Raw genomic sequence first — 24,595 nt, forward strand, 5'->3', positions numbered from 1 at the left:
GAGAGAGGATAAAGAGCAGGAAGCGTTTATTCGAGGCGGTAAGGATGCGGGAGATGACGAGAGCAGGGGAAACCGCTCTGGTATGACCGGTGACGAGGAGAGAAAATGGAAGGCAGCAGAGGCCAATGATGAGAGGGATAAGATTCAGGAAGAACTGATGCGGAAGGCCGGTAAGAAAAGAAAATTCATGGAACATTGGCAGGCAATTGCGCTTTGGCTGATGCTGTATGATGTTGTGGCTGTGAACGCGGCGTTTATGCTGGCTCTGTGGGTTCGGTTTGACTGCAGATATTCTATGATTCCGGATGTTTATCTGGGGGCGTTTTTGAAGTTTGCACCTTGGTATACGGTGGTTTGTATTGGGGTGTATTGGGCGCTTAGGTTGTATAAGAGCGTTTGGCGGTTTGCAAGTTTCAGTGAGCTGTTCCGGGTTGGGGCGGCGAATGTGATTACCGGGCTGGTGCAGATCGTTGGGATTACTTTGTTTTTTAAGAGAATGCCGATTTCTTATTATCTGTTTGGGATAATGCTGCAGTTTGTGTTTACGGTTGCGGTTAGGTTTTCTTATCGGTTTATTTTACTGGAACGCAGTAGGAACAAACAGAGTGAAGAGGATGCCGTGCTGCATCGGGTGATGCTGATTGGTGCAGGAGCCGCAGGACAGATTATAATCAGGGATTTGAACCGGGCCAGTGAAGTGAAGGCAAAGGTTTGCTGTATTATTGACGATAACCCGAATAAGATGGGGCGTTACATAGAAGGTATTCCGATTGTTGGAGGCAGGGATGATATTCTGCTGAGTGCGGAAAAATATAAGATTGACCAGATTTTACTGGCGATTCCCAGTGCTTCGGCTGAGGAGAAGAGGGATATTCTCAATATCTGTAAGGAGACTGGGTGTGAAATGAAGATACTTCCGGGGATTTACCAGTTGGTGAATGGGGAAGTGTCAATCAGTAAGATGAAGGCTGTGGCTGTGGAGGATTTGCTGGGTAGAGATCCGATTAAGGTAAACATGGAGGAGATCTTCAATGCGTTAAGGAATAAGACAATTCTTGTTACCGGTGGTGGTGGTTCTATTGGCAGTGAGTTGTGTCGGCAGATTGCAGCGCATGGTCCGAAACGGCTGATTATATTTGATATTTATGAGAATAATGCTTATGACATTGAACAGGAGTTGAGGAGGAAATATCCGAAACTTGATTTGGTTGTTTTGATTGGATCGGTGAGGGATAGCAGACGAATTAACAGTGTGTTCGCGGAGTATAGGCCGGATGTGGTTTATCATGCGGCAGCACATAAGCATGTGCCTTTGATGGAGACAAGTCCTTGTGAGGCGATAAAGAATAATGTTCTGGGGACGTATAAGACTGCCAGTGCGGCACTACAGAGTGGGTGCGAGAAGTTTGTGCTGATCAGTACAGATAAGGCGGTTAATCCTACGAATATTATGGGAGCGAGCAAGAGACTGTGTGAAATGGTGATTCAGACTATGGACAGGCTGAGTAAACAGGGTAAGCCGATTGTTCTACCGGATCTGAATGGGCATGATGAAGGTGCAGACTATGATATGGTTGCTGCTACCAGAGAACAATTCGGGGAATATGAAGAAGGTCATAGGAAGCCTACAGATTTTGTGGCGGTTCGATTTGGTAATGTTTTAGGAAGTAATGGGTCTGTGATTCCCCTTTTTAAGAAACAGATTGAGGCTGGCGGGCCGGTTACGGTTACGCATCCGGATATCATTCGGTACTTTATGACGATACCTGAAGCGGTGAGCCTTGTGTTGCAGGCGGGAACGTATGCGAAGGGTGGAGAGATATTTGTGCTGGATATGGGTGCACCGGTGAAGATTGATACGTTGGCAAGGAACTTGATAAAGCTGTCGGGGTATAAGCCGGATGTGGATATTTCGGTTGTGTATACTGGGTTGAGGCCTGGGGAGAAGCTTTATGAAGAGAAACTAATGGCGGAGGAAGGGATGAAGACTACGCCGAATAAGTTGATACATATTGGGAGTCCGATTCCGTTTGATTTGGAGAAATTCTTGGGGGATTTGGAAGATTTGGCGAAGGCTAGTTATGGGAATAGGGAGGATATTTGTGATTTGGTGCAAAGTGTAGTGCCAACTTATAAACAGGATAGGGATATTTCACTATAAGTTTTGGTTAAATTAACGTAGTTTTACTTAACTAATGTGTAAAATTATGTATTATGTTGTTTGATTTCGACGGCAACGCGTTTGAAAGATTTAATTAAAAAGTCTATCGATAATTATATAATAGGGACAACCAGCAAGGATACTGGAAATAAGCGGTTTTGCGGGCTTTCCTGTTTTGATACTTTTTGATTTTTCTAAGTGGGAAGTAAGGAAAACGCTTATCACGGCGGTAAGCTGGATTGTCTTTACTAAACCCAAAACTGAAAAGACAAGATATGAAAGCAGGTAGCCTTCTGATAATCTACGGTTTGTCGGGAGTTACTTGTTGTGTACGTAGATATTTTGATCGAAATTGTAAATGACGAAAAGAGGCAGAGCTACCTTTAAAAATACCGGTTTATACACTAATACAATATAATATAATGCAGTTGTAAGGAGTTTTAGTAATGGAAAATAAAAGCACAAACAGTATATTGACATCAAGAAATATTGGTTTTTCACCGCCGGACATCACGGAATTGGAAGGCCAGGAGGTTGCTGAAGCGCTTAGATCAGGGTGATTACAACAGGTCCTCGTACAAAAAAACTTGAAAAAGAAATTGCTGAATGGATAGGTGTCAATAAATGTGTTTGCCTCAATTCTCAAACAGCATGTGCAGAAATGGCACTTCGAGTATTAGGAATTGGACCGGGTGATGAAGTCATTACTAGTGCTTATACATATACTGCTTCTGCATCAGTTATTGATCATGTTGGAGCAAAAATTGTTATGGTAGATTGCCTTCCAGATTCGTTTGATATTGATTATGATCAAGTTGATGCAGCTATCACAGAAAAAACAAAGGCAATTATTCCAATTGATATTGGCGGAAAACCATGTGATTATGATCGTCTTTACGAAATTGTTGAGAAAAAGAGAGCAATATTTAAGCCTAGTACAGATATTCAGAAAGCAATAGGTAGAGTAGCAATTTGTGCAGACTGTGCACATTCATTTGGTGCAACTAGAAATGGTGTGATGGCTGGTGCTCTTGCAGATTTCAGTTCATTTAGTTTCCATGCTGTAAAGAATTTTACAACTGCTGAAGGTGGTGCGCTTACTTGGAAGACAATTGTAGGAATTAATGATGAGGATATCTATAAAAAACTTCAATTGCTAAGTCTTCATGGACAGAGTAAGGATGCTCTTGCTAAAACACAGCTTGGCGCATGGGAGTACGATATTATTGGAACTTGGTATAAATGTAATATGACTGATGTTGTAGCTGCGATTGGTCTGAAGCAGTTTGAGAGATATCCAGAGTTGCTAATCGAACGCAAGGCTATATTTCAGGCATATGAAAATGTGTTTAAGCTATTAGGGATTGAAGTGATTTCTCATTACACAGAAGTTTGGCAGTCAACAGGACATTTTTGTATCTCACAAGAATTCCTGGTATTACACCGGAACAGAGAAATGAGATTATTATTAAAATGGCTGAGCAGGGAGTTGCATGTAATGTACATTACAAACCACTTCCAATGCATACAGCATATAAGAATTTAGGATTTGATATTATAAATTATCCAAACGCATATAACAGATATGCAAATTTGATTTCTCTTCCAAATCATACATTGATGGAGAAGGAAGATGTGGAGTATGTAATTGCTAAATATAGCGAGATTGTGAAGGAATATATCTAATGAAACGATGGAAAGATTTGCCTAAAGAAATGCAGATTGAAGAAATCAGGCCATATTATGAGGTCCTTCGCAAGAAAAGAATGAGTCTCACGCTTAAAAGAGTGTTTGATATAGTTGTTTCTGCGATTATGCTAGTATTTTTTTCACCAGTTATTCTGATTCTGGCTATAGCTATTAAAATTGATAGTCCAGGCCCTGTTTTTTATAGACAAGTACGAGTCACACAATATGGTCGAACCTTTAAGATTCATAAGTTTCGTTCAATGTACGACGGGGCTGATAAAAAAGGTACGTTGGTTACTGTTGGTAACGATTCGAGAATTACCCGTATCGGCAAGATTGTACGAAAATGTAGACTGGATGAAATTGCGCAGCTTATTGAAGTGTTGAAGGGAGATATGACATTTGTTGGAGATAGAGAGATAATAGGAACAACCAAGGAAAACATTGATTTTACAAGGATTTTGGCGGCTTGAGTTGAATCCTGTTATGAGATTTTTACAAATTTGGGAAAGAAGCCGCAAAAAACCAGAAAATCATTAGTTGGCTTCTTGAATACTCTTTGAATCCAAAATAAGAGTAAAAATCTGATAAGGAGGTTTAACTTGAGCCTGAGTCTGTACTCCCCATTGGGAGCAGATGCAGGCTTTTTGTCGTGATAGATAGAGAGAAGAATGGGAGGAGTAGTCTGATATGGAAAAGAATCTTTTGATTATTGGAGCCGGTTCTCTGGGAGCAATCGCAAAAGAAATAGCAGAAGAAATAGCAGAAGAAATGGGAACCTTTCAGAAAATTGATTTTTTAGATGATGATAGTGATTTAGCGATTGGTAAGTTTTCAGATATTGAACGTTTTGCTGGAGAGTACAGGTTCGGTGTTGTTGCGTTGGAGCAATGGGAACTTCGACGAAAGTACATTATGAAACTGGAGGAGAATTGCTACACCATTCCTGTTTTGGTTCACCCCAGAAGTTTTGTCGGGAAATATGCAAGGATTCAGAAGGGAACCATTGTGGAACCGATGGCCACTGTTCAATCAGGATCGTTTGTTGGCAGCAGTGTGGTCGTATCATCTGGCTGCATTGTAGACGCAAACACTTATGTATCCGATTTTTGCAATCTTAGTGCAGGAAGCATTATCCCATCAGGTTCAGCGTTAATGGAGCCGATGGAAATTCCAGCAGGTGAGGTTTATAGAGCAGAGTCTCAGTCTGACATAAAGTCAACAGGAATGCCTTCGTATAAGACAGATGACGAGTGGGTGCAAAAGTATCAGTCAGATTTCGGTACAGAACCAACTTTCTTTTAAAACTATTTTGAGGAGAAAAAATTATGAAAAAAATTCCATTTAGCCCGCCTGATATTACAGAGGTAGAAATTAAAGAAGTAACGGACGCACTTCGTTCAGGTTGGATCACAACAGGCCTGAAAACCAAAAAACTTGAGAAGGAGATTGCTGCATATTGTGGAGTGAACCGTGCAGTGTGTCTTGGTTCACAAACCGCCTGTGCAGAAATGACGCTCCGTCTTCTTGGGATTTCTAATGATGATGAAGTGATTACAAGTGCTTACACTTACACCGCAAGCGCTTCTGTTGTATGCCATGTGGGAGCAAAGTTAATTTTGGTAGATACGCAGAAGAATTCCCTGGAGATGGATTATGATAAGCTGGCTGATGCGATTACAGAAAAAACAAAAGTGATCATCCCAGTTGATCTTGGAGGGATTCCTTGTGACTACGAAAAGATTTTTGAAATTGTAGAAAGTAAAAAACATCTGTTTCATCCAGAAAATGAAATACAGGAAGCGATTGGCAGAGTGATTGTCATGGCAGATGCGGCACACGCTTTCGGTGGAACTTGGCATGGCAAGCCGGTAGGAAGCATTGCGGACTTTTCTAATTTCAGTTTCCATGCAGTAAAGAATTTTACCACGGCGGAAGGTGGTGCTGTTACATGGAAGCAGATTGATGGAATAGACGATGAAGAAATTTATCATAAGTATCAGCTTTTGTCCCTGCATGGGCAGTCAAAAGATGCGTTGGCAAAAACGCAGTTGGGGGCATGGGAGTATGACATCATTGGCACCTGGTATAAGTGCAATATGACGGATGTGATTGCCGGGATTGGGCTGGCGCAGATGCAGAGATACCCGGAATTGTTAAAACGAAGGAAAGAAATCATAGAACGCTACGATAATGCTTTTAAGCCCATTGGTATCGAGGTCCTCCCACATTATACAGACGAGTATCAGTCATCCGGTCATTTATACATAACCAGAGTGCTGGGCATAAGTCTGGAAGAAAGACAGGAGATTATTGTAAAGATGGCAGAACAGGGAATATCCTGCAATGTCCACTATAAACCACTTCCGATGATGACAGCGTATAAAGAGCAAGGATTCAATATTAAATGTTATCCGAACGCATACGATCATTTTGCTATTGAGATTACGCTGCCATTGCATACGAAACTGAGTGACGATGACGTGGATTATATCATAGATCATTATTCTAAAATTGTTAGTTCCATTTGATGGATTTAATAAGGGATTGTTGTAATGAAAATGCTGAGAGAATGGGATGAATTACCTGATTTTATGAGAACAGAAGAAGTTCGTCCATATTACGTTATTTTAAAGAAGAAAAATAAGAGCTTGATTGCAAAAAGAGCGTTTGATCTGTTGGCAGCTGTTATCGGTCTGACTATTTTAGGGCCAATTATGATTGTCATTGCCGTTCTGATTGCAAGAGATTCAAAAGGGGGAGTTTTTTTCAGGCAGGAACGTATCACGCAGTATGGCAGAAAATTCAGGGTTCATAAGTTCCGTACAATGGTAGCAGATGCGGAAAAATTAGGTTCTCAGGTAACAGTGTCAAACGATATGCGTGTTACGAAAATAGGGGCTGTTCTCAGAAAATACAGATTAGATGAGCTGCCCCAGCTGCTTGATATTCTTTCCGGAGATAGCGGTATAATAGGGACAACCAAGAAAAACCTTGATTTTACAAGGGTTTCGCTGGCTTAGTCGAATTTTGTTATGATAATTTTTCTGTATGGTTGTGTCGAGTAAGTTGCGAAACTGCGAAAAGTGAATGGTTTCTTGGATGCTTATTTTGACCCACACTATAAGCTGAAAAATTATGATAAGGAGGTTTGACCTAGCCTGCGAATGATCTTTTTAATAAGAACATTCACAGGCTAGTCGTCGTGTTGAAGAGCTTACCTAATAAAAATAAATAATTATGAGGAGTGTGTTGAAAATGAGAAGAAAATTATTAATTGTAGCCTCTAAAAGATATGGAGATTATGTGAAAGAGATAGCAGAGTCAATGGGTTGCTTTGAAGAAATCTCCTTTGTAGATAATGACAGAGAAGGTGCTATTGGAAAACTGGAAGAAGTAGAAACTTTTTATCCAGAATATAACTGTGCGATAGCTGCATGTGATGATGGAACAGAAAGACTTGAATGGAATAAGAAATTAGAAACACTTTATAATATTCCGGTTTTATTCCATATGGATTCTACAATTTCTCCATCAGCTAATTTAATGCCTGGTTGTATTGTTGAGCCGAGAGCAGTTGTTGGTTGTGGAAGCACTATCGGTCAGGCAACAGTTATAGGTGCTAATACAGTAGTGGAGCCATATAGCTTTATTGGAGATAGCTGTACATTAAAATCTGGAACGATTGTGAAATCAACAAGTGTACTTGAAATGGGAACTGAAACAGAGCAGGGAACTGTTTTATTTACACCGCTTGAAAAGAAGTAAATCACGAAATTGAAAAGAATTATGAAAGGATGAAACCCGCCCAATTTTCGTGGGGGGGGGGTAAACAATGAATAGAGCGAATGAGAATAATATGAACGTGAATCGTACAAAGCAGAACAGTACGCCAAATATCAGATGGATGCTGGTCGGGTATGATTTGATTGTGTATGCAGTAGTAGCAGTAATACTGTTGGTGCTGTACGGAGGAATGGATAAGTTATCAACTACAGGAATACTTCAACAAGTATGCCTCTCTGTACTGTGTATTTTTGTAGCACGTCTTATTGGTAAAGTATATGGGCAGGTATGGAGATATGGTGGGATACAATGTTATATCCGGCTGCTGTTTACCGATTCTATTGCTTTTGTTGCCTATCTGTGTCTGGAGTTATTACTTCCAGTTCAAAAAATTACATTTGCCAGAATGCTTTCGCTTGTCTGCCTCAATCTCTTAGGGGCTTTAGCACTTCGTATGATGTATCGCTACGCATATAAGTGCGGAAATCAGGAAACAACAAGAGGAAAAATTCTTTCTACATTATTACATATGTTTTCTGGTATAGAGGCAGGAAATGAAAAAGAAGTTCAGAAAATCAAAGTTGCAATTATTGGCGCTGGTCGAGTAGGAGTCAGTTTAGCTGAGGAACTTTTGAATAACTCAGAAGCAGCTTATATTCCAAGGGGATTTATTGATGTAAACAAAGAGAAAGTTGGGCGTGAAATTCATGACATTCCAGTTTGGTCAGAAGATGAGGCAACACTTCAGAAGTTAGGAGAGTTTGAAGTACAGGAGATTATTTTTGCTATTCCATCTATGGATGCCGAAAAGAAGAAAGCTCTTTATGAATATTATAAAAATGCTGGATACAAATTGAAAGTTTATGATTATCCGACTATGTATGCAGCAGGAGGAAAGAGACATCTTAGGGAATTTGATATTGAGGAGCTTTTATTTAGAAAACCATTAGTAGTTTCTGATGAAAGAACAAATGCTTACTACAAAGACAAGATAGTACTTATTACTGGCGGTGGTGGTTCCATTGGATCAGAGCTTTGCAGACAGTTGGCAAAGATGAATCCAAAGAAGATTATCATCTTGGATATTTATGAGAATGGAGCTTATGATGTTCAACAGGAATTAAAGATTGCTTACGGAAACCGTTTGGATCTGCAGATTGAAATTTGTTCTATCACACATAGGAAAGCTCTTGAGAAAGTGTTTGAGAAATACCAACCGCAGATCATTATCAATGCAGCAGCTCATAAACATGTTCCGTTAATGGAGCATAACTGCGTGGAAGCTATTTACAACAATGTATTCGGTACACAGAACCTGGTAGAGCTTTGTGAAGAATATGGAGCAGAACGCTTTATGATGGTATCCACTGATAAAGCGGTTAACCCGACTAATGTAATGGGTGCGACAAAGAGAATGTGTGAAATGATCGTGCAGAGTGCAAGTACACATGGAAAAGTAAAATACAGTGCTACACGATTTGGAAACGTACTGGGTAGTGCAGGATCAGTTATTCCGTTGTTTAAGCGTCAGATTGCGAATGGTGGTCCGGTTACTGTTACAGATAAGAGAATCATCAGATATTTTATGACAATTCCGGAAGCTTCACAGCTTGTTCTTCAGAGTGGAGCGATTGCAAATAATGGAGAATTATTTGTTCTGGATATGGGACAGCCGGTTAAGATTATGGATCTGGCAGAAAACATGATCCGTTTATCTGGTGTCCAGGGAATTGAAATTGTTGAAACTGGATTAAGACCAGGAGAGAAGTTATATGAGGAGCTGTTAGTTAAGACAGAAGAACTTGATAAAACAGACAACAGTATGATTTTCATTGAAAGAGATAATGCACTGAGTAAAGAAGAAATCTATAAAAAGATTGATGTACTTAGAGATGCGTGTGATACAGGCGATGATCTAATTGCAAAAGAAGCTCTCCGGAGTGTTGTTCCAACATTTAAAAGACCGGAAGACGTAAATAAAGAGATTGCTTAATAACAAGTTAATACATTCTGAAAAAATGAGATTGGGCGAAAAGAGGTAGAAAGTCATGTTTAAAGAAAATAATAAATTTGAAAAATTTGAGTCTAAAGTATGGTTGAGCAGCCCAACCATGCATGGCCCGGAAATTGAATATGTGAAAGAAGCGTATGAAACAAACTGGATGTCCACAGTTGGTAAGAACATCAATGAAGTAGAAAGAATGGCATGTGAATATATCGGCTGCAAATACGCAGTTGCATTATCAGCAGGAACAGCGTCATTGCATCTGGCAATGAAACTTGCAGGTATTGAAGCATATGGTATGCCAAAAGTTGGGCATGGTGCATTAGAGGGAAAGAAAGTATTCTGCTCTGATATGACATTTGACGCAACCGTAAATCCGGTAGTTTATGAAGGTGGAGAGCCAGTATTTATTGATACAGAGTATGACACCTGGAATATGGACCCGGTTGCATTAGAAAAAGCATTTGAAATTTATCCGGATACAAAGGTTGTGGTTGTTGCACACCTTTATGGAACTCCGGGTAAAGTAGATGAGTTAAATGCAATCATTAAAAAGCATGGTGCCATTTTAGTAGAAGATGCAGCAGAATCTATGGGAGCTACATATAAAGGCATTCAGACTGGTACATTTGGAAAATATAACACCATTTCTTTTAACGGAAATAAGATCATTACTGGCAGTGCTGGTGGTTGCTTCCTGACAGACGATGAGGAGGCTGCAAATAAAGTTCGTAAATGGTCTACACAGGCAAGAGAGAATGCTGCATGGTATCAGCATGAAGAACTTGGATACAACTATCGTATGAGTAATGTAGTTGCTGGCGTAGTGCGTGGTCAGTTCCCTTATTTGAACGAACATATTGCACAGAAGAAAGCAATTTATGAGAGATATAAAGAGGGATTAAAAGGACTGCCAGTATCTATGAATCCGATGGATATGGAAAACTCTGAACCAAACTACTGGCTGTCTTGTTTGATTATTGATAAGGAAGCAATGTGCAAACAGGTTCGTGGCGAGCAGGATGTGTGCTATGTAAAAGAAACAGGAAAGTCTTGCCCGACAGAAATTCTGGAAGCGATTGCATCTATTAATGCTGAGGGGCGTCCAATTTGGAAACCAATGCATATGCAGCCGATTTATCGTTTGAATCCATTTGTTGTCAGAGATGGAAACGGACGTGCCAGATCAAATGCGTATATTGCAGGCGGAGTAGCTGATGTAGGTATGGATATTTTTACAAGAGGATTATGTCTGCCAAGTGACAATAAAATGACAGCAGAGCAGCAGGATAGAATTATTGAAGTAATAAAGGCTTGCTTTGAATAAGGAAGTGTTTTAGGAGAGATTTATGAAGAAAGAAAAAAATCATAAATTGTACCGTAAAATGGGATTTTACGAAAGATACATAAAAAGAGCGATTGATATTTTTTGCTCTGGATTGGCAATTATTGTATTCTGTTGGCTGTATGCAATCATCGCTCTGCTGGTTCGAATCAAACTGGGAAGTCCAGTGTTGTTTACTCAATATAGACCTGGACTGATTGATCCGAAAACGGGAAAAGAACGAATTTTTAAAATGTATAAATTTCGGACTATGACAGATAAGAAAGATGCAGAGGGAAACTTGCTGCCCGATGAAGTGCGTCTGACAAAATTTGGTGCATGGCTTAGATCTACCTCTTTGGATGAACTGCCAGAAGCATTTTGCATTTTAAATGGCACGATGACACTGATAGGGCCACGTCCGCAGTTAGTTCGAGATATGGTGTTTATGTCAGAAGAACAAAGAATGCGTCATACTGCAAAACCTGGATTGTCTGGGCTTGCACAGGTAAGTGGCAGAAATGCAATTTCATGGGATAGAAAATTGCAGTATGACTTGGAGTATATTGAACATGTTTCTTTTGGGCGTGATTTAAAAATTCTTTTTAAAACTGTTGAAAAAGCATTTATTAAGCAGGAGGGAATTACAGAAGAAGGTAGTGTAACTGCTGCAGATTATGGGGATTATCTTCTCCAAACAAAACAGATAAGTAAAGAAGAATACGATAAAAAACAGAACGAAGCAAAAGAACTACTAAAAGGATTGAAGTAATGAACGAGTTAGTTTCAATAATAATGCCCTCATATAATACTGCGAAATTTATTAGTAAGACAATAGAATCTGTATTAGAGCAAACATACAAAAATTGGGAACTGTTGATAGTTGATGATTGTTCAACTGATAATACAGATGAGATTGTATCGAAGTATGATGATGACCGAATTATTTATTTAAAAAACAAAAAAAATTCTGGTGCTGCTGTATCAAGAAATAAAGCATTAAAAAATGCAAAGGGTAAGTGGATTGCATTTTTGGACAGTGATGATTTATGGTATCCGACTAAGCTGGAAGAACAAATAAAGTATATGAAAAAAAATAAATACTCTTTTTCATATACTAGTTATGAAGAAATTGATGAAAATGATGTGACGAATGGAGTGAAAGTAACCGGACCTAAGAAGATTACGAAAATGGGAATGTATCGTTATTGTTGGCCGGGGTGTTTGACCGTAATGTATGATGCGGAGAAGATTGGCAAAATACAGATTGCAGATATTAAAAAGAATAACGATTATGCCATGTGGCTGAAAGTAATCAAAAAGGCAAACTGTTATCATTATGATAAAGTGCTGGCACAGTATAGAAAACGGTCAGGATCAATATCTAATCATGGCTATTTAAAATTAGTAAAATGGCACTATAAGTTATTCAAGGAAGCAGATAATAAGAATAGTATTGTATCGTTATTTTTGACTTTACAAAATTTAATTTATGGATGCTGGAAAAAGGTGCGGTACGTTAAAAAGGTGAGTTAATTATGGGTATGAATGATATGCTGCGTAAAATGGCTGTTCTTTTGGAAAGAAGGCAAGACGCATTATTCTCATATGATGTCAGTAAACAAAAAAAATACATTGCTAAATTAGGAAATCCACGAGATGAGATTGAAAGATCGTATTTTCAGTATAAGTGTCAGATGCAGTTTAATGGAAAAGGAATCACTTTTTTGTTAAATCTGGTTTCATTTCCAGTGGCGATTCTCTATTGGTTCAAATATGGAAAAAAGGTTCAGGTGAATCGGCTAGAGCATAAAAACTTGGTATTTTTTAGAGATGGTAAACCGGAAAACATTTTGCCAAAGTCTTTGAAAAAAAGGTATAAAGCAATTGAAAGTAATCCGGTAGAAGGAACTTTATTAACTGCAAAAGATAAAAAGTTTATAAAAGGAATAATATGTAGATATCCATTTTCTTGGCAGTTTATTTTAAAATGTTTGATTAAAATTGGAAGATATAGTTTTGCCATTGAAGAATATTCGCCTGAAGCAATAGCGGTTTGTGCTGAATACTCTTTTACGTCTTCAGTACTGACAGCTTACTGTAAACAAAGAAATATCAAGCATATAGATGTCATGCATGGAGAAAAAATGTACTATATGAGAGATTCGTTCTTTAAATTTGATGAATGCTATATTTGGGATGAATACTATGGAAAAATATTAGCTTCTATGAAGGCAGATAAAAATCAGTTTGTTGTTGAAGTTCCGGCTTCTTTGAAATTCGATGGAGAGCTGATCAGAACACAGAAATATGATTATACATATTATTTAGGTGCAGAATCGGAAGAGGTATTAAAGGAAATATCAAAAATATTAGAACAGTTATATAAGAGTGGAAATAAAATTTCAATACGTCCACATCCGAGATATTCTAATATGGATATTGTTAAAAAGATATTTACTTTTGCAGATGTAGAGGATACAACCCAAATTTCGATAGAGCAATCTTTATTACAATCTGGTGCTGCAATTTCGCTTTATTCAACGGTATTGAATCAGGCATTATGCAATTCAATTCCAATAATAATAGATAATATGAGTAATCCTGAAAATTTTAATAAATTGAAAGAATTGGGATATGTTTGTCTTTATAAGGAACATAGACTTTTATCAGAAGTATTGGAGAAAAGAGTATGATAGGAAAAATTATAAAAAAAATACGAACAGGTTTTTATACAAATCTATGTAAAAAAACAGCCAAGCAATATGGAAAGGGATTACATATAAACCATTGGAGTAAATTTACATCTAAGACTTATATCGGAGATAATTGTCATTTTAATGGGATGAAAGTTACAGGAAATGGAAATGTTACTATTGGAAATAATTTTCATTCAGGAGGAGGAATATTGATATTAACCTCTAATCATAACTATGAGGGAAAATCTATTCCTTATGACGAAACGACTATAGACGGTGATGTCGTGATAGAAGATAATGTTTGGCTTGGGCAAAATGTTACAATTTTACAAGGGGTTAAAATTGGTGAAGGGGCTATTATTCAGGCTGGAAGCGTTGTTGTATCGGATATTCCATCATGTTCAATTGCAGGAGGACATCCGGCGAAAGTATTTAAAATGAGAAACGAACAACATTATTATGAATTGAAATCAGAAAACAAATTTTTTTAGGTGACGATATAAATGAAAGTAATGATTATTGCTCCGTATATATATGATGACAATATAATTGAATTTACTAAAAATAAGACTGGATTTGGAATAATGGTTCAAAATATAGTAAGTTCAGTGGCTGAATTAGAAAATGTTGTTTTATTAACACGAGTTATTACAAAGGGAAAAAATGAAAAAAATTTTAAAATCCTTTCTCATACATGGGGACAGTTCTTTTCTAATGCAAAATTAAAGGATTGGTTAATAGGAATAAAAGCATTTTTTGCGAATGGTGTTACAGTAAAAGATAGAGCCAGACATGTTTTTTATGAAGTAGATGGTGGATATGTTAGAAAACAAATTCAAATGGAAAAACCGGATATAGTTCATATACATGGTATAGGAACTATTACAGAAAGCTATATTAGAATTTGTGAAGAAATGAAAGTAAGGTATACAGTTACTTTACATGGTTTAATTGGTTTGAATGATTCGGTTTCTGCACCGGTATATGAAAAGCAGATAGAACGTGATTTTTTAATAAAAGCAGAAAAAAACAATATACCAATTAGTGTAATTAGTAGTGGTATGAAAGCCAGAATAGAAGAAAACTATTTAGGAAAAAAAGCAAATAATATCACTGTTATTACGAATGGAACGAAAAAAAACGATGAAAATGATACAAAGTTTATTCGAGAAGAAGGCACTTTAACGCAAGAAAAGTTTCAGGAATATTATAGCGATTGTTTGAATCAGAATGATTTATATCCAAAGTTGAGTGATACATATGCTTATTTGCAGCATAGCAAAAAAAATGGTAAGAAAATTCTCTTTTTCGTGGGAAATATAACCAAAAACAAAAATCAAATGCAAGCAGTAGAAATATTGAAAAATACAAAAGTATTTGAAAACACCCTGTTGGTGCTTTGGGGAAGAGAAGTAGATAATGGAGAAGTCCGAAAAAAAATTGTGGAATATCAATTACATAAAAATGTTATTTTAGGCGGATTTAATGATCGAATGGATATTTTTTGGAAATTCTGTGATGTAAATTTATTTTTGAGTTTAAATGATGGGTTTGGATTGCCTATTGTTGAGGGATATATGCATGGAGTACCATGCGTTACCTTTGAGGATTTAGATGCAACCCAGGATTTATATTATCCAGAAGCAATGTTAAAAGTAAAAGATAGAAGTAATGAATCAGTTACAGATATATTAAAGACAGCATTGGATAAAAATTGGAAATATGAAGAGATTATTGAAATAGGTAATATGTTTTCGATTGATATTATGTCTGAAAAATATGTGAATTGGTACAAAGAGGTCATGGCGTAGTCAAAGCCTTAGAAAGATTTTATTGATGTGAGGGAAAATAATGAATGAAGGAATAAATAATAGACGAAAAAAGAAGATAAGTTTGATGGAAATTTTTATCCCATTGTTTTGCCTGATCAATCAGTATGAAATTGCAGGTCTTCATTTAGGATTAATTTGTGTAATTGCTGCTGTAGCTATTTATTTTATAAAATATAGAGAATTTTATTTATATAAACCATTATTTATATTTTTTCTATTTATGATAGTACATGATTTTTTCAGGATGTTTATAACTGGATTTAATACAGGGCTCTGGGTAGAGAGAATTTTATACTTATTAATTTTATCGTGTATATATAAAAAAGTTGATGAAGAAAATCTATTTAGGGTTTGGAAAATTATAGGAATCATTGTTATGGCTGGAATTTTTTACCAATCTTTCCAGGTATATATATTGGGACAATCAGTGTCTACAATTAATATATTTCCATTTTTGCAGTCAAATAGCGAAAATTATTTATTGGGTTATGATAGACCACATTCTTTCTTTTTAGAACCGGCTGCTTACTGTACATGGATATTACCACTTTTATGCATGTGTATGAAAAGAAAAAAGCATATTTGGATGGTATTTATTTCGATAAGTATTTTATTATCAACATCTTCAACGGGAATATTAATGACCGGAGTAATATGGCTGTTTTATGCGTTTGTAAGTGCCAGAAGCGAAGGAAAATATTTTAATTCGTTAATGATAGTAGGTGTTTTGATAATAGGTATAGGAGCATTTTCAAACTTAAGTATTTTTTCAATGGCATTAAATAAGTTGACGAATATTTCGATTACAAATACATCTAATTCAGTTAGGCTTGTGTTGGGATTTCAATTATTTTGGGCTGCGCCTTTGATCTATAAAGTATTAGGAATACCATATATGAATGTAGAGAATTATATGCGTTCTGGAGAAGTGGCATTAAGTAAATATAAATTAAGTCTTAATCTTTCATATTTAGGCTTTGTTAATGCTATTGGAAATTGTATGTTAATTTACGGTGTATTTGGATTGCTTTTATATTTGAAACTTTTTTGGAATATATGGAAAGAATCAGATTTATATAGTAAATGTTATGTTTTAACATGTATCATTTCAATATTTGGTCAATCGGTATTTTGGAATAGTCTTTTCGTAACGCAATTTGCGGTGATGTTATGCTCAGTAGAAAGGACATCATTTATTAGAGTGACGTTGGGTCAAGGAGTAACGAGCAATTCATATGAATAAGAAATATAAATATTTATCGAAAAATTTTATTTTATTTGGGATAAGTAGTTTTGGTCCTAAGATAATAGCATTCCTTATGGTTCCTTTATATACTAATTGTTTATCCACAGCAGACTATGGAATCGGGGACATAGTAAGTACTTCTGCCAATTTGGTATTACCAATCATTATCCTTTGCATCGAAAGTGCAATATTAAGATTTTGCTTTGATAAAGAGTATGAATCCGATGAAGTAATATCAAGCGGGTTATTTGTTTGCCTGAAAGGAATGGTATTATGTGCTATTTGTACAATTATAATAGGAATAATTCCTTTCTTTAAAATTAATACATCATATTTAGTTGCATTTTATTTAATGGTATTGTCTACAGGGCTGTATAATGTACTGACTAATTATGCCAGAGGTATTGATAAAGTACAATATATGGTTGAAATGAGTTTGATTACCACAATAGCATCATGTGTATTAAATGTTGTTTTGTTGGTTGTGCTGAAGTGTGGGTTAAATGGATATTTAATAGCTAATTACCTAGGAACCTTTATGGCTGTAGCTTGGGGATCTGTACGACTGAAAATACATAAACACATTAAGTTTAATAAAGTAAATAGAACTACAGTTAAGGAATTGCAAAAATTTGGGTTCCCGTTAATTTTTAATAAAATTGGTTGGTGGATTAATAGTTCATCGGATAGATATATTGTTACATGGATTTTAGGTGCAACTGCGAATGGAATTTATACGGTATCATATAAAATACCGACTATGCTGACTGCATGTAGTGATATATTTACGCAGGCATGGCAGTTATCAGCCATAAAAGATTTTGATCCAGAAGATAGTGATCATTTTGTTGCTGATATGTATGAGGCATATAATGGTTTTTTAGTTTTGTGTTGTTCAATGTTAATTATATTAACTATTCCATTTGCACATATTTTATATGCAAAGAGCTTTTTTGTAGCATGGAAATATGTTCCTCCATTGATGATTTCTTTCGTCTTTGGTGGTTTGGCTGGCTTTTTAGGGAGCATTTTTACAGCAGTAAAAGATACTAAAATATTCTCATATTCAACTATGATAGGTGCAGTCGTAAATACCATATTAAATTTTGTATTAGTGTCTTATATTGGTGTAATGGGTGCTGCAGTTGCAACACTTGTGTCTAACATTGTTATTTGGCTAGTTAGATTACAAAGAAGTAAAAGGTATATACATATACGAGTGAATTTTCTAAAACATACAATAATGTATATCTTGTTAGTTGTACAATTCATAGTTTGTTTAGGTGGATTTACTATAGTGCCTGTAATAATACAATTAATCATTCTTGTTGCTTTGATTGCTGCTAATAGAAAATTGATAATTAATATAATGAGAAAAGGAAAAATAATGTTAGCAAAATATTTACATCGTTAGGAGAAATAAATTATGAAAACAATAGGAATAATTACATATCATCATTATTATAATTACGGTACAATGCTGCAGGCTCTTGCCTTGCAGGAAAAGGTAGAACAACTAGGCTATCAGGCAGAGTTAATAGATTTTAAACAAGATAATTCTCTATCAAGATATGAAATGCTTAAATTAAGAATAAAAAGAATGCCAGTGTATATTAAAGAAAGAAAAAAATATCGAGCGTTGGCTGATTCGAGAGAAAAAATAAATGAAAAGAATGAATTATTTGAACAGTTTTATAAAACATATTTGCATGTAGGAAAAAAGAAATATACAACCACACAGCAGTTAATGGAAAATCCACCAGTATATGATGGATATGTAGTAGGTAGTGACCAGACTTGGAATCCTTTTGTTGCGAACTCGCCGGAAGCATTTTTTTTGCCATTTGTTGAAAACAAATCGAAAAAAGGCAGTTATGGTCCGAGCTTAGCGGTAAAATCATTATCTGACGAGAAAGAAAAGGAATATAGAAAAAAATTATCTAATTTTTCCTTTTTATCATGCAGAGAGCAGGATGGAGCGCAATTGTTAAGCCGTATTACACAAAAAGAAGTTAAATGTGTATTAGATCCAACATTGTTATTATCTGCTAAGGAGTGGGGAAAATATTGCGAGTTTGAGATACCTAAAGAGCCATATATTTTGGTTTATTTTTTGGGAGAAAAATCAGAACATAGAAGGGCTGTAGAAAAGATACAAAAATTAACAAATTGGAAAATAATAAGTCTTCCGGCAGCATATTTAGAAATGGAAAATAATGATTATAAAAAAGTATGGGGAGGTCCTAAAGAATTTTTATCATTGATAAGAGGGGCTGCTTTAATTTGTACAGATTCATTTCATGGAACTATGTTTTCGATAAATTTCCAAAGAAATTTTTTCTCTTTTTGTAAAAGCAGTGATTCAGAGGAATCATCTGAAAATTCCAGATTATATAGTGCTTTAAATATCTTTGGATTATCAAATAGAATAATTCATAATATGGATAATTTGACTGCAGAAGATATTTCTATAGATTACAAAAATGTGATTCCGATTTTGGAGGAACAGAGAAGGGATTCGATTGAGTATTTAGAAAACATGTTATTCGAGATGACGAAAGGATAAAAAATGAAAGTTGCTATTCGGGATGATGATACATCATATTTTACAAAACCTAAAGATTTACAAAGAGCATATGATTTTTTAAATGAGGATGATTGTGTATCTCTTTCAGTTGTGCCGTATACGGTTCCAGTTCATAGAGATGATGTGTTTCCATATGGAAAAGAAATTGGAATGGGATATTATGATATAGCTGAAAATACAGAATTATTAGAATATTTAAAGAAAAAATATAAACAGGGAAAAGTTGATATATTGTTACATGGCTATTCACATGAATATCAGCTAAGTGAAAACAAATGGCTTGCTGAAATGAAATGGAAAAGTAGTAGTCAATTAAAAGAGGAAATACCGAAAGGAAAAAGACATTTAGAGAAATTGTTAGGTATGAATATATCAGTATTTGTTGCACCTAATAATAGTATTGATAAAAAAGCTATTTCAGTATTAGAAGATCTTCAAATGAATTACTCTGGCATTATTGGGGTGAGAGATAGAAAAGTAAATTTAAGATATATATATAATTTTATAATTCGTTGGGGATTTAGGATAGTAAAAAAAGTACAGTATCCAGGTATTATGAACTATGGAAAGCATAAAGAACTGAATGCATATACAATAGATAATTATGAACGGCTGATTTATGAGTACCATATTTGCAAAGCAAGAAAAGTGCCATTTGTTATATATACTCATTATTGGCAATTAAATACAGATGAAAAAGCGAAAAAGTTAATTAAACAAATATATAATTATGTAATTAAAGATGGTGCAGAAATAGTTCCTTTAAGTGAGTGTTTTAAATAATATGATAAATTTTGATTTTAAAGAAAAATGTTACTCTTGTTCAGCATGTGCAGAAGCTTGTCCAACCAAAGCAATATCATTTGATGAAAACATACATCCAGAAATTGATTTGCAAAAGTGTATTAATTGCAATAGATGTGAAAAAGTATGTATTGAATTGAATAAACCTGAAGATATAGAAGAACTGAATTGTATTGAGGGATATATAGTTAAAAACAAAAACAATGAAATCAGAAAAGTAAGTTCGTCAGGAGGTGTTTTTTTTCAAATAGCACAAAAAGTATTAGAAATGGACGGATATGTTTGTGGTTGTATATATGATGACAAGTTTATGCCCAAACATATTGTTTCTAATGAGATAGAAATTTGCAAAAAAATGATGGGATCAAAATATGTGAAAAGTGACTTAAATGATTGCATAGTGCAAATCAAGCAGATTGTAGAAAAGGGAAAAATAGTACTTTTTTCAGGAGTCCCATGTCAAGTTGCAGCAGTAAAAAAGTGTGTTAAAAGTGATAAATTAATTACGCTGGCAGTTGTATGTCATGGATCTATAGAACGTAAAATATGGAAAAAATATTTAGCTGAAGAAGAAAGAATGAGTGAAAGTTCAATTATTAAAGTGTCTATGAGAGATAAAACAAAAGGATGCTTAAATTATGGATTGAAGTTTCAATTTAAGAATGGAACTGAACATATAACGTTTAGAAAAAATGATGGTTACTTTTTGAAATGCTTTACAGATGGTTTGTTTGAAAGAAATAGATGTTTGAGTTGCGAATATAAGGGACAGAATATTATGAGTGATCTATTGATAGGAGATGCGTGGGGAATGGAAAAAGTATGTCCCGAATTTACAGATAGTCTTGGGTGTTCGGCGGTATTAGTGTTGACTGAAAAAGGAAAAAAAATTTTTAATGAAGTAGAAAAGTACTTTTTAATTAGAAATGTAGATAGCCAAGAAATAATTCGTAATAATCCAAGAATTATATTACCAGCGCCACGAAATACTTTTCAGAAGAGTTTTGAAAAGAAGTTAGAAAAGTCAGATGCGAATATTCATTTCTGGACAGAAAAGTATGCAAAACCAACTATTTTGAATCGTATAAAATGGAAAGTATTGGGAGGAGAAAATTAAAATGTTTAGTATAAAAAAGATGTTGGTAGATTTATATGATAGTAGAACGGCTCAGTCATGTAGTGCTTCTATTGGAGATATAATGAATTTAAGAAGAAATGTAGAACATAATCAGTTTCTAGCTACTACGAGGTATTTGGATATAAAGGATTATGTAGAATATAATAAACAAACATTTGTATGGCAAAATACGGTTAGTAGGGCAGCATATGGTAATAAACATCGGGAGGAAGATGGGAACATGGCTTTCTCAAAATTAATTACATCATATCAAAGCAAAGGATATGATCCGAATTCTTTATTTATAGTAGATAAGGATATGAGGCTTCTCGATGGTAATCATAGAATGGGGATGAATTTATATACAGATCAACATAAAATAAATGTTCGAGTTTTGAAGAGAAAAAGCAAAAATCCAGGTAATTTGGATTGGTATTTACAAAAGAAAATATCGGCAGATTTTTTGAAAAAAGTCTATAATGCATATTTACAAATACAAGAATGGTTAATTGAAACGGGAGATACTTTTTGTTGTATTGTGCCTGAAAATGAAAAATTATCCGAATTGGATTTAATGGTTAATATAAAAAGTGTACACAGATATAGATTACAGAGTCCATTATTCGTGGGGGGGGGGGGGTATAAAGCTTAATCAAGCAGGAAAACTTATACAGTTTACGTTAGATGAACCAGAATACATGATTGTGGATAGTAAAGCTGTATCAAAAAGGATAAGAGATATAAAAAATATTTTGGAAATGAGATATGGTATGGAATTTGTTTCACAAATTTATTTTTCACAATCTTGTCTTGAGGGTAAGGAAATTTTTGATAAAGTAAAGAACGATTTTATAGAATAAAAGTGAGTGGATTAAATGGAAAAGTTTATATTGATAGCCACATGTACATATGTAAAAAATGAATAAAAGAATAGTGTCATCATTTGTTAAAATAGGTATAAAAAATTGGAATAAACTGAGAGAGTATCTTAGAAAATAGATTTGAGGTGATTTTAGATGAAAAAACTGATTTTAATAGGAGCTGGTGGACATGCAAAGTCAGTTGCAGATTCAATTAATAAATCAGAATATGAATTATGTGGATTCATAGATAGCAACAAAAAAGGTATGCATATGGGATTACCGATCTTGGGTACGGGACTTGAAGATATTCTAAATTGTGAAAAATATAGTTATTTTGTTTCTATTGGAGATGTTGGATACCGTAAGTTATGGTTTGACAGAATTAGAGAACGAAGATTGAACATAATCAATATTATTGATTCTTCAGCAATTATATCGGCCAGTGCAAAAATGGGAATAGGGAATTTTGTAGGTAAAATGGCAGTAATAAATGCTGATGCAGAGATAGGAAATAATAATGTTATAAATACAAAGGCTTTGATTGAACACGAATGTAAAGTGGGTGATCACAATCATTTATCAACAAATTCTGTCATAAATGGAAATGTAATTGTAGGAAATAGTGTTTTTTTGGGCAGTTCATCTGTGTGTAACGGTCAATTGAAAATCGGTTCCAATGCAATTATTGGTTCAGGTAGTGTGATTATTAAAGATATACCGGAGAAAGTAACTGTAGTAGGTGTACCTGCTAGAGTTATAAAGAGGAGAGATTAGAAATGAGTGATATTCAAATTGTTGCAGAGATTGGCTGCAATCATAATGGAAGTGTTGAATTGGCAAAAAAAATGATGAAAAAAGCGAAAGAAGCTGGAGCAGATGCAGTTAAATTCCAAAGTTTTGTGCCAGAAAATCTTGTTTCAAGATATGCCCCTAAAGCCGAATATCAGAAAAAAAATGATGGAAATGGTTCACAGCTAGATATGTTAAAAAAATTGGCATTAACGGAAACTGAATATTTGGAATTGGTACAGTATGCTTCTACTTTAGATATTCAGATTTTTTCTACGCCATTTGATTTTGAATCTTTTTCATTTTTGCAAAAAATCGGTCAGAATATATGGAAAGTACCATCAGGAGAGATTACAAATCTTCCTTATTTACAGAGGGTAGCAGCAATTGAATGTCAAAATAAACAAGTAATTCTATCAACAGGAATGTCTACGATTGATGAAGTTAAATATGCAATAAATGTTTTGCAACAAAGTAAAGACACAAGTTTTACGGTATTACATTGTAATACACAATATCCAACAGAGCCGGAAGATATGAATTTGCTTGCCATGAATAAGCTTCAAGAATTAGCACCAGATTGGAAAATCGGACTTTCAGATCATTCAGAAGGAATTGTTGCTTCTCTTGTGGCTGTTGGATTGGGAGCTAAATTTATCGAAAAACATTTTACTTTAGATAAAGCTATGCCAGGACCTGATCATAAAGCGTCTATTACACCAGAAGAACTAAAAGAATTGTGTGTAGGTGTGCATAAAGCTGAAATTATGCTTGGAAATGAAACGAAAGAAGTGACTGAATCTGAACGAAGCAATATATTCGTTGCAAGAAAATCTATTGTAGCAAAAAGAAAAATCATGAGAGGTGAAATGTTTTCCGAAGAGAATATCACTTGTAAAAGACCAGGAAATGGAATTTCTCCGATTCATTGGTATGAGGTGTTGGGGAAAGAAGCTGAAAAAGATTTTGAAATAGATGAATTGATTTCTTGTAAAGGAGTGAATAGAGAAGATGAATAATTTAGCAATAATACCTGCAAGAAGCGGTTCGAAAGGCTTGAAAGATAAAAATATAAAATTATTAAATGGAAAACCGTTAATTGCATATAGCATAGAAGCAGCGAAGAAATCAGAGATTTATTCACACATATTGGTTTCTACGGATTCTGAAAGATATGGCGAGATTGCAATACAATATGGAGCAGAAGTACCTTTTTATCGATCAGAAGAAAATGCATCAGATGTAGCGTCATCATGGGATGTTGTAAAAGAAGTATTGAAAAAATATCAGGAGATGGGAATTGTATTTGATACATTTACGCTTTTACAGCCAACATCTCCATTGCGAAAGTACGAAGATATAAAAAAAGCTTATGAATTATTTAAAGAGAAAGATGCAATAGCGGTTGTATCAGTTTGTGAAATGGAGCATTCGCCATTGTGGAGTAATACTTTACCAGAAAATAATTCGTTATCCGGATTTTTGCGGGCAGACAGTAATAAACAAAGACAGAAATTAGAAACGTTTTATAGGATAAATGGGGCAATTTATATGGCAGATGTGAAGGCTTTTTTGGAAAATACAAATCTGTATAGAGAAGATTGTTACGCATATAAAATGCCGGCAGAGCGCAGTATAGATATAGATACAGAACTTGATTTTAAAATTGCCGAAACTATTATAAATCAGTAAA

At 35.0% G+C, this 24,595-nt stretch carries 22 protein-coding genes and 1 pseudogene; all 23 read left to right on the plus strand.

Annotated elements, in window-relative coordinates; all coding sequences use genetic code 11:
* The first annotated feature begins 157 nt into the window (after nt 1-157).
* Nucleotides 158-2,161 carry a polysaccharide biosynthesis protein gene (locus tag WMO65_RS15075; RefSeq protein WP_349064435.1) on the plus strand — a complete coding sequence of 668 codons (2,004 nt, stop codon included), beginning with the start codon at nt 158-160 and terminating at the stop codon, nt 2,159-2,161.
* Between the two features lie 446 nt (nt 2,162-2,607).
* A pseudogene (locus tag WMO65_RS15080) lies at nt 2,608-3,847 on the plus strand (DegT/DnrJ/EryC1/StrS family aminotransferase).
* Nucleotides 3,847-4,323, plus strand: a complete 477-nt coding sequence (locus WMO65_RS15085) for a sugar transferase (protein WP_243107828.1) — start codon at nt 3,847-3,849, stop codon at nt 4,321-4,323. Before WMO65_RS15080 ends, WMO65_RS15085 begins: the two are co-directional and overlap by 1 nt.
* Before the next feature lie 217 nt (nt 4,324-4,540).
* A complete protein-coding gene (locus WMO65_RS15090) occupies nt 4,541-5,155 on the plus strand; it encodes an LbetaH domain-containing protein (RefSeq protein ID WP_118743715.1) in 615 nt (204 codons plus the stop codon).
* A gap of 23 nt (nt 5,156-5,178) precedes the next feature.
* Nucleotides 5,179-6,381 (plus strand): DegT/DnrJ/EryC1/StrS family aminotransferase, encoded by a 1,203-nt coding sequence (locus WMO65_RS15095; protein ID WP_349064376.1) that lies wholly within the window; start codon nt 5,179-5,181, stop codon nt 6,379-6,381.
* A 24-nt stretch (nt 6,382-6,405) separates the two neighbouring features.
* The gene (locus WMO65_RS15100) at nt 6,406-6,873 is read left to right on the plus strand and encodes a sugar transferase (RefSeq protein WP_349064377.1); all 468 of its coding nucleotides are present in this window, start codon (nt 6,406-6,408) and stop codon (nt 6,871-6,873) included.
* 235 nt (nt 6,874-7,108) lie between these two features.
* Nucleotides 7,109-7,618 (plus strand): LbetaH domain-containing protein, encoded by a 510-nt coding sequence (locus WMO65_RS15105; protein ID WP_117636401.1) that lies wholly within the window; start codon nt 7,109-7,111, stop codon nt 7,616-7,618.
* Nucleotides 7,619-7,685: 67 nt separating this feature from the next.
* Nucleotides 7,686-9,629 (plus strand): polysaccharide biosynthesis protein, encoded by a 1,944-nt coding sequence (locus WMO65_RS15110; RefSeq protein WP_349064379.1) that lies wholly within the window; start codon nt 7,686-7,688, stop codon nt 9,627-9,629.
* A 55-nt stretch (nt 9,630-9,684) separates the two neighbouring features.
* Complete coding sequence (locus WMO65_RS15115) at nt 9,685-10,968, plus strand: DegT/DnrJ/EryC1/StrS family aminotransferase (protein WP_349064381.1); 1,284 nt, start codon at nt 9,685-9,687, stop codon at nt 10,966-10,968.
* Nucleotides 10,969-10,990: 22 nt separating this feature from the next.
* On the plus strand, nt 10,991-11,737 hold the full coding sequence (locus WMO65_RS15120; protein ID WP_272491531.1) for a sugar transferase: 747 nt from the start codon (nt 10,991-10,993) through the stop codon (nt 11,735-11,737).
* A complete protein-coding gene (locus tag WMO65_RS15125) occupies nt 11,737-12,501 on the plus strand; it encodes a glycosyltransferase family 2 protein (RefSeq protein WP_349064382.1) in 765 nt (254 codons plus the stop codon). Before WMO65_RS15120 ends, WMO65_RS15125 begins: the two co-directional genes overlap by 1 nt.
* A 2-nt stretch (nt 12,502-12,503) precedes the next feature.
* The gene (locus tag WMO65_RS15130) at nt 12,504-13,661 is read left to right on the plus strand and encodes a hypothetical protein (RefSeq protein WP_268806755.1); all 1,158 of its coding nucleotides are present in this window, start codon (nt 12,504-12,506) and stop codon (nt 13,659-13,661) included.
* Nucleotides 13,658-14,155: an acyltransferase gene (locus WMO65_RS15135; protein ID WP_055282588.1), complete on the plus strand. Its 498-nt coding sequence runs from the start codon at nt 13,658-13,660 to the stop codon at nt 14,153-14,155. Before WMO65_RS15130 ends, WMO65_RS15135 begins: the two co-directional genes overlap by 4 nt.
* Nucleotides 14,156-14,167: 12 nt before the next feature.
* Entirely contained in the window at nt 14,168-15,475 is a 1,308-nt protein-coding gene (locus WMO65_RS15140; RefSeq protein ID WP_268806756.1) for a glycosyltransferase family 4 protein, read from the plus strand.
* A 40-nt stretch (nt 15,476-15,515) separates the two neighbouring features.
* On the plus strand, nt 15,516-16,739 hold the full coding sequence (locus WMO65_RS15145) for a hypothetical protein (protein WP_349064384.1): 1,224 nt from the start codon (nt 15,516-15,518) through the stop codon (nt 16,737-16,739).
* The gene (locus tag WMO65_RS15150) at nt 16,732-18,156 is read left to right on the plus strand and encodes a lipopolysaccharide biosynthesis protein (RefSeq protein ID WP_349064385.1); all 1,425 of its coding nucleotides are present in this window, start codon (nt 16,732-16,734) and stop codon (nt 18,154-18,156) included. Before WMO65_RS15145 ends, WMO65_RS15150 begins: the two co-directional genes overlap by 8 nt.
* A 12-nt stretch (nt 18,157-18,168) precedes the next feature.
* Complete coding sequence (locus WMO65_RS15155; RefSeq protein WP_349064387.1) at nt 18,169-19,308, plus strand: polysaccharide pyruvyl transferase family protein; 1,140 nt, start codon at nt 18,169-18,171, stop codon at nt 19,306-19,308.
* Between the two features lie 3 nt (nt 19,309-19,311).
* On the plus strand, nt 19,312-20,112 hold the full coding sequence (locus WMO65_RS15160) for a DUF2334 domain-containing protein (RefSeq protein WP_349064389.1): 801 nt from the start codon (nt 19,312-19,314) through the stop codon (nt 20,110-20,112).
* A gap of 1 nt (nt 20,113) precedes the next feature.
* On the plus strand, nt 20,114-21,250 hold the full coding sequence (locus tag WMO65_RS15165; RefSeq protein WP_349064390.1) for a Coenzyme F420 hydrogenase/dehydrogenase, beta subunit C-terminal domain: 1,137 nt from the start codon (nt 20,114-20,116) through the stop codon (nt 21,248-21,250).
* 1 nt (nt 21,251) lies between these two features.
* A complete protein-coding gene (locus tag WMO65_RS15170) occupies nt 21,252-21,902 on the plus strand; it encodes a hypothetical protein (RefSeq protein WP_349064392.1) in 651 nt (216 codons plus the stop codon).
* Between the two features lie 364 nt (nt 21,903-22,266).
* The gene (locus tag WMO65_RS15175) at nt 22,267-22,887 is read left to right on the plus strand and encodes an acetyltransferase (protein ID WP_117636411.1); all 621 of its coding nucleotides are present in this window, start codon (nt 22,267-22,269) and stop codon (nt 22,885-22,887) included.
* Between the two features lie 2 nt (nt 22,888-22,889).
* Nucleotides 22,890-23,921, plus strand: coding sequence for an N-acetylneuraminate synthase (neuB, locus tag WMO65_RS15180; RefSeq protein WP_055282571.1), 1,032 nt, complete (start codon nt 22,890-22,892; stop codon nt 23,919-23,921).
* On the plus strand, nt 23,914-24,594 hold the full coding sequence (locus tag WMO65_RS15185; protein ID WP_055282569.1) for an acylneuraminate cytidylyltransferase family protein: 681 nt from the start codon (nt 23,914-23,916) through the stop codon (nt 24,592-24,594). The genes neuB and WMO65_RS15185 overlap by 8 nt, the downstream gene beginning before the upstream one ends.
* Nucleotide 24,595: the final 1 nt, after the last annotated feature.

The organism is Blautia caccae, assembly GCF_040095955.1.
In the GTDB taxonomy this organism is placed as follows: domain Bacteria; phylum Bacillota; class Clostridia; order Lachnospirales; family Lachnospiraceae; genus Blautia; species Blautia celeris.

What these genes read in the sequence shown, in the direction of transcription:
- WMO65_RS15075 (WP_349064435.1), top strand. Translation starts at nt 158, where the DNA reads ATGCGGAAGGCCGGTAAGAAAAGAAAATTCATGGAACATTGGCAGGCA.
- WMO65_RS15085 (WP_243107828.1), top strand. Translation starts at nt 3,847, where the DNA reads ATGAAACGATGGAAAGATTTGCCTAAAGAAATGCAGATTGAAGAAATC.
- WMO65_RS15090 (WP_118743715.1), top strand. Translation starts at nt 4,541, where the DNA reads ATGGAAAAGAATCTTTTGATTATTGGAGCCGGTTCTCTGGGAGCAATC.
- WMO65_RS15095 (WP_349064376.1), top strand. Translation starts at nt 5,179, where the DNA reads ATGAAAAAAATTCCATTTAGCCCGCCTGATATTACAGAGGTAGAAATT.
- WMO65_RS15100 (WP_349064377.1), top strand. Translation starts at nt 6,406, where the DNA reads ATGAAAATGCTGAGAGAATGGGATGAATTACCTGATTTTATGAGAACA.
- WMO65_RS15105 (WP_117636401.1), top strand. Translation starts at nt 7,109, where the DNA reads ATGAGAAGAAAATTATTAATTGTAGCCTCTAAAAGATATGGAGATTAT.
- WMO65_RS15110 (WP_349064379.1), top strand. Translation starts at nt 7,686, where the DNA reads ATGAATAGAGCGAATGAGAATAATATGAACGTGAATCGTACAAAGCAG.
- WMO65_RS15115 (WP_349064381.1), top strand. Translation starts at nt 9,685, where the DNA reads ATGTTTAAAGAAAATAATAAATTTGAAAAATTTGAGTCTAAAGTATGG.
- WMO65_RS15120 (WP_272491531.1), top strand. Translation starts at nt 10,991, where the DNA reads ATGAAGAAAGAAAAAAATCATAAATTGTACCGTAAAATGGGATTTTAC.
- WMO65_RS15125 (WP_349064382.1), top strand. Translation starts at nt 11,737, where the DNA reads ATGAACGAGTTAGTTTCAATAATAATGCCCTCATATAATACTGCGAAA.
- WMO65_RS15130 (WP_268806755.1), top strand. Translation starts at nt 12,504, where the DNA reads ATGGGTATGAATGATATGCTGCGTAAAATGGCTGTTCTTTTGGAAAGA.
- WMO65_RS15135 (WP_055282588.1), top strand. Translation starts at nt 13,658, where the DNA reads ATGATAGGAAAAATTATAAAAAAAATACGAACAGGTTTTTATACAAAT.
- WMO65_RS15140 (WP_268806756.1), top strand. Translation starts at nt 14,168, where the DNA reads ATGAAAGTAATGATTATTGCTCCGTATATATATGATGACAATATAATT.
- WMO65_RS15145 (WP_349064384.1), top strand. Translation starts at nt 15,516, where the DNA reads ATGAATGAAGGAATAAATAATAGACGAAAAAAGAAGATAAGTTTGATG.
- WMO65_RS15150 (WP_349064385.1), top strand. Translation starts at nt 16,732, where the DNA reads ATGAATAAGAAATATAAATATTTATCGAAAAATTTTATTTTATTTGGG.
- WMO65_RS15155 (WP_349064387.1), top strand. Translation starts at nt 18,169, where the DNA reads ATGAAAACAATAGGAATAATTACATATCATCATTATTATAATTACGGT.
- WMO65_RS15160 (WP_349064389.1), top strand. Translation starts at nt 19,312, where the DNA reads ATGAAAGTTGCTATTCGGGATGATGATACATCATATTTTACAAAACCT.
- WMO65_RS15165 (WP_349064390.1), top strand. Translation starts at nt 20,114, where the DNA reads ATGATAAATTTTGATTTTAAAGAAAAATGTTACTCTTGTTCAGCATGT.
- WMO65_RS15170 (WP_349064392.1), top strand. Translation starts at nt 21,252, where the DNA reads ATGTTTAGTATAAAAAAGATGTTGGTAGATTTATATGATAGTAGAACG.
- WMO65_RS15175 (WP_117636411.1), top strand. Translation starts at nt 22,267, where the DNA reads ATGAAAAAACTGATTTTAATAGGAGCTGGTGGACATGCAAAGTCAGTT.
- neuB (WP_055282571.1), top strand. Translation starts at nt 22,890, where the DNA reads ATGAGTGATATTCAAATTGTTGCAGAGATTGGCTGCAATCATAATGGA.
- WMO65_RS15185 (WP_055282569.1), top strand. Translation starts at nt 23,914, where the DNA reads ATGAATAATTTAGCAATAATACCTGCAAGAAGCGGTTCGAAAGGCTTG.